The 4,420-nt window shown below is 42.4% G+C and carries 4 protein-coding genes and 1 pseudogene; 3 read left to right on the top strand and 2 right to left on the bottom strand.

All coding sequences use genetic code 11. From position 1 onward, the window contains the following. Positions 1 to 4: 4 nt before the first annotated feature. The 3 genes and pseudogenes from IQ229_RS24870 to IQ229_RS14830 all read left to right on the top strand — a co-directional run. Positions 5 to 553: pseudogene (locus tag IQ229_RS24870) on the top strand (phytoene desaturase family protein); the annotation flags it as partial. Next, positions 522 to 1,211 (top strand): NAD(P)/FAD-dependent oxidoreductase, encoded by a 690-nt coding sequence (locus tag IQ229_RS24865; RefSeq protein ID WP_409339934.1) that lies wholly within the window; start codon positions 522 to 524, stop codon positions 1,209 to 1,211. The pseudogene IQ229_RS24870 and the gene IQ229_RS24865, both read left to right, overlap by 32 nt. A 697-nt stretch (positions 1,212 to 1,908) precedes the next feature. Beyond that, positions 1,909 to 2,937, top strand: a complete 1,029-nt coding sequence (locus tag IQ229_RS14830; protein WP_194044890.1) for a hypothetical protein — start codon at positions 1,909 to 1,911, stop codon at positions 2,935 to 2,937. A gap of 222 nt (positions 2,938 to 3,159) precedes the next feature. On the opposite strand, the gene IQ229_RS14825 is transcribed toward IQ229_RS14830, so the two are convergent. Together IQ229_RS14825 and IQ229_RS14820 are read right to left on the bottom strand one after the other, a co-directional pair. Then, entirely contained in the window at positions 3,160 to 3,978 is an 819-nt protein-coding gene (locus IQ229_RS14825; protein ID WP_194044889.1) for a pentapeptide repeat-containing protein, read from the bottom strand. A gap of 10 nt (positions 3,979 to 3,988) precedes the next feature. Next, positions 3,989 to 4,420, bottom strand: a 432-nt coding sequence (locus tag IQ229_RS14820; RefSeq protein ID WP_194044888.1) for a hypothetical protein, incomplete at its 5' end; no start/stop codon positions are given.

Raw genomic sequence — 4,420 nt, 5'->3', positions numbered from 1 at the left:
ATGAAGGAAACTGGGCTTAGATCAAGAAGTGACTTTTGAGCGGTACGACCCGGATGGCTTTGACCACACGCGAATGCCGGGATATGCATTAGATATTCCTTCGGAACCGGAAGAACTAATCCAGCGATTATCAAGGTTGTTTCCTGCATATAGCAATCGCATTCGCCAATTTGTTAACGATGTCGAAAAAACGAGCGCAGGTTTGAAAATCCTCGCTCCTCCAGTTAAGCCAATTGAACTGCTCCAACATCCGGGTGAAGTGGTTTGTACTGTCCAATATCTCAACAGCACACTTCAGGATGTATTCGACAAGTTTCAGCTACCCCAAGCCGCCCAAACCCTATTGGCTCTGCAATGGCCTGATTTTCTGCTACCTCCGAATCAACTCTCGTTTTATGCCTGGGTCGCTTTGTTCAAGGGTTATCAAGCTGGTGCATTTTACCCAACCCAGCATTTTGAGCATGTAATCAATTCCTTAGTCAAAGTGATTGAATCAAATGGAGGGCAGGTATTGCTCAACCATGAAGTCACAAATTTTAGACTCACAGACCGCAGAGCGATCGCAACGATTTAAAGGTGAAGTCTTGTTGAATGTGGAGATTGCCAATATTGAAAGAAGCCTAGATGGTGTGAAAATCGAGCGATCGCCAGGTGAGATCCAGGAGTTTGATAAAGTCGTGTTTGCCACGCCACCTGACCAAGTAATGGCACCGTTAGCTGATCCAACCGATGCTGAAATCAAACGCTTCTCAGGTTGGAAAGCCAATTATGCAACCACTACAATTCATACGGATACTTCCATGTATGGTAATCATCACATCCACCACCCCTCGGAATTTGATTTCTTCCAGATAGATACGCGATGGGGATATAACAGTTACTTAAATCAGCTTTGCGACATCTCATCATCACAGGATTATTTTTTATCGTTTCAACTAGAAAAGATGATTGATCCTGTTCGTATTATTCACACTCAAGAACATCACACTCCCTTGTATACCACTGAGTCTTTTAGATATCGAGATGAAGTACTTGCCACCAATGGAGAGAACAATACTTACTATGCGGGAGCTTATCTAGGAGATAGCTTGCATGAAGGAGCGATCGCGTCTGCCTTTCGAGTTGTTCAACTCATCGGTTCACCTTCGGCTCTCTCCATTTCTGGTTTCAACGGCAAAAACACAAACACACTCAGGTTAGCAAAGGCATAGTGGGACTTAGACAAAAAGTAGCGATCGCATGAAGGCAGTGAGGTTGGTGCGATCGCTCCCTATCTGCTTGTTCTAACCCGGTTGAAGAAGTTTTATAACTAACATAACCATTTAAACCGCCAATTCACATCAGCGATTGGTGTTTCTCCTTCTGGTACATAAACTCGCCGCGAAATTGGTTTAAGTCCCAAGCGTTAGCGAGTCTTGTCTGCGGCACGCTCTTGCGTTCGAGCGTTTGATACCATTTCTTTGTGAGGCTGCGCCAAACCTTTTTAACTTCTTTCTTTGTGTCCTTTGCGTGCTTCTATAACGAGACGCTGCGCGAATGCGGTTCGTTTTTCTTTCTTCTACTTAAAGATGGTTTAGCGCATCTTCATACAGAATTGGTATGATCGTCCTTGCACCACAGAACTAGAAATGATCGCTTTTGTGGTTTGTCACACGTCCCTTTTTAAATTCCAAAGGGATTAGCTGGTTATCTTTTTCTTCCACTGCATTAATAATGCCATTAACTAAAAGGCGATGGCTCCCACCCACTGATGTCGGTAAACTACTTTGTCACCTTCAACATTCTTGCCTTCGTCATTAACTTTGCGGTACAGATGACGACCAATGATAATGTATTCATTATCGACATTTTCCCTAAGCTCGTACTCAAGAAAGAAACGACAGGGACAATATTCTAGGAAAGCCTTTTATGAATAGATTAGACAAGACAACACAAATTATATCTTCCTGGTGGCGTTGGCCTCTTGAAGCTCTATTCCCAGATAAAAAATTTGATGGACAATTCCAAAACCCAGGTAGCGAAGAGGTTTTTGATTTTGACTCGGTTATATCATCTATTGATCCGATCACGATGATTGCATCTAATATTGCCTATTATCCAGAAAACGATAAACGCGAACTTTTTACAATATTTGTCTCTGGGCTGGGACAAAATAAGTCTGAGTCTTCAAAAAGGAGCCGTAGGTATGCTAGTACTCTTTTAACTGGTATCGCCAATATGAACAACTCTTCTTTTCTGAAGCAACGTCCAATTATTGCTTTCATTAACCGATACCTCGACTGGATAAATGCAGCTATTGACTATCTAAATTTATCTGGTAGTCCAGTTATAAAAAATGTAGCAATTTTGATCAATTACGCTGTAAAAAACTCGATACCTCTTAATTTATCGGGTGATAGTCTTGGAACAATTTACTTGGCTAGAGCTATTAAGCTTTCTAAAACAATCTTTATCAGTGAACACGCTAGGGTGTTTGACTTTAGAGAACGACAAATTCAAGAACAGAAGTGGCAGCAGCACACTAGTCAACTCATCAATGTTTTGACCTTCGGAAACGGCTATCGAAAATGGATACTAGGCCCAAATTATATTATGGTTTTCATTGAAGGCGATATATTACCACAAAAATTTGGAATGACACCCCAAAGAGCTATTGAGCAAAAACGAGACGATATAAAATTTTTGGTATTTCAGCGTTTGTTTACTGAAGGCAACTTTGAAGCCCATAATATGATGTTTACAATCGAACTTCTTCGCCAAACTTTTAAGAAAAATCAAATTGAAGTTGGTGATTTTATGGGCTTATATAACAAACTCAATTCCAACACTTTAGAAATCGCTACAACCGATGAAATATCATGGCCAAGCGATATTAAAAACTACGTATGGAATCCAGACAGTCTCAAATCAATTCTATCTCTCTCATCACATGAATAAAAATATAAACGATTTATTTATGAGTCTTTCAATATCTTGAACTTCATCGGCTTGTGTTAACTTCAAAACGTAACCATTCAGAGGAGTGGCAGATAACTACGCCATCCTTAATCTACAGAGTTGGTGTAGTCCGTGTCACCATCAGTTGCAACTGCAATTCTTGGAAATAGTGGCAGCCAAACAGAGGCCGTTCAATAGGCAATCAATGTTCTTACAACAGGTTCAATGGTTTGGATGATATCTGTGCCCCGCTTTGAGAGCAATTGTTTCTTGAAGATTTACGCCGCTGAGGTTAGCTCCCCGAATGTCGGCTCCTCTAAGGTTAGTTCCTCTAAGATTCGCCCCCGCTAAATTTGCATCTCTCAGGTTAGTCCAACTCAAGTCAGCTTGACTCAAATCAGCTTCACTTAGGTTAGCCCGCAACAAATATGCACCACTTAGGTGAGCCTTGGTCAGATTAGCTTTGTATAGATCAGCTTTGTAAAGATAAGCTCCTAAAATTTCTGCTTCGTACAAACTCGCCTCGCTGAGGTCAGCCGCAATCAAGTTAGCTTCAATGAGGTTGGCAAAAGAGAGATTAGCCCGCATCAACTTTGCTGCACCTAAATCGGCATCTCTCAAGTTAGCGCCTTTTAAGTCAGTACCAATTAGATTAGCAGATGCGATCGCAGCACCTCTAAGATCCACCTGACTCAAGTCAGCTCCAATCAAATTGGCATGACTCAAATCTGCCTGCGTAAGTATAGCGCCACTCAAGTTAGCAACACTAAAGTTAGCTGTACTCAGGTTAGCTTCATTCAGCAAAGCTTTGTAGAGGTTGGCACTACTGAGGTCAGCACCACTGAGGTTTGCTCGCACGAGTAAAGCATTACCCAAATCGACTTTTCTCAAGTTTACCCCTTGGAGGTATGCGCCTCTGAGGTTATCGCCATGTAGATTCGCGGCGCTCAGGTCTGGTTCAATCTGGGGATTTTTCTTTCTCCACTCAATCCATTTAACTGCACCTGCTTTGAGTAAAGTTAGATGCTCTCGATTTGCCATTTTCTCTCCTTTACTCCTGACGCCCACCCAGAGAATTTACCCGACCAGCGACACTTTCGATAGCTGTTAATGCTCCCGCTGCTCCTGCTAGAATATCCTGTTCTTGTCCACCTAAGTACAGCCGTCCAAAACTACCTACAGCTTGAACTTCTAAAATGTTAATCCTTGCTGCTTTCTCCGCTTCATTTGCAGCTAGTGCGGCGTAAGCAGCAGGCTCCACTTCTAATACATACAGCGTTTGACCTGCTAGTAGTAGCTGTCCCCGGCGCGTGCGATTAATCAGTTGTGTTTGATAAGCATCGATGTTGCGGATAATTTGGCTAGAAATAACACGCGGTTTCAGACATTCCTCTCTTTTGACTCCCAGTGCCGCCAAAATAGCTTGACCAGCAGCTCTGGTTTCGCCTTGGGAGCTAGAATGAACTTCCAATAGTCCATATAG

Source organism: Nostoc cf. edaphicum LEGE 07299, assembly GCF_015207245.1.
Taxonomy (GTDB): Bacteria; Cyanobacteriota; Cyanobacteriia; order Cyanobacteriales; family Nostocaceae; genus Nostoc; species Nostoc edaphicum_B.
This window is presented reverse-complemented; position numbering and strand designations above follow the sequence as displayed.

What these genes read in the sequence shown, in the direction of transcription:
- IQ229_RS14825 (WP_194044889.1), bottom strand. Translation starts at nt 3,978, where the DNA reads ATGGCAAATCGAGAGCATCTAACTTTACTCAAAGCAGGTGCAGTTAAA.
- IQ229_RS24865 (WP_409339934.1), top strand. Translation starts at nt 522, where the DNA reads ATGAAGTCACAAATTTTAGACTCACAGACCGCAGAGCGATCGCAACGA.
- IQ229_RS14830 (WP_194044890.1), top strand. Translation starts at nt 1,909, where the DNA reads ATGAATAGATTAGACAAGACAACACAAATTATATCTTCCTGGTGGCGT.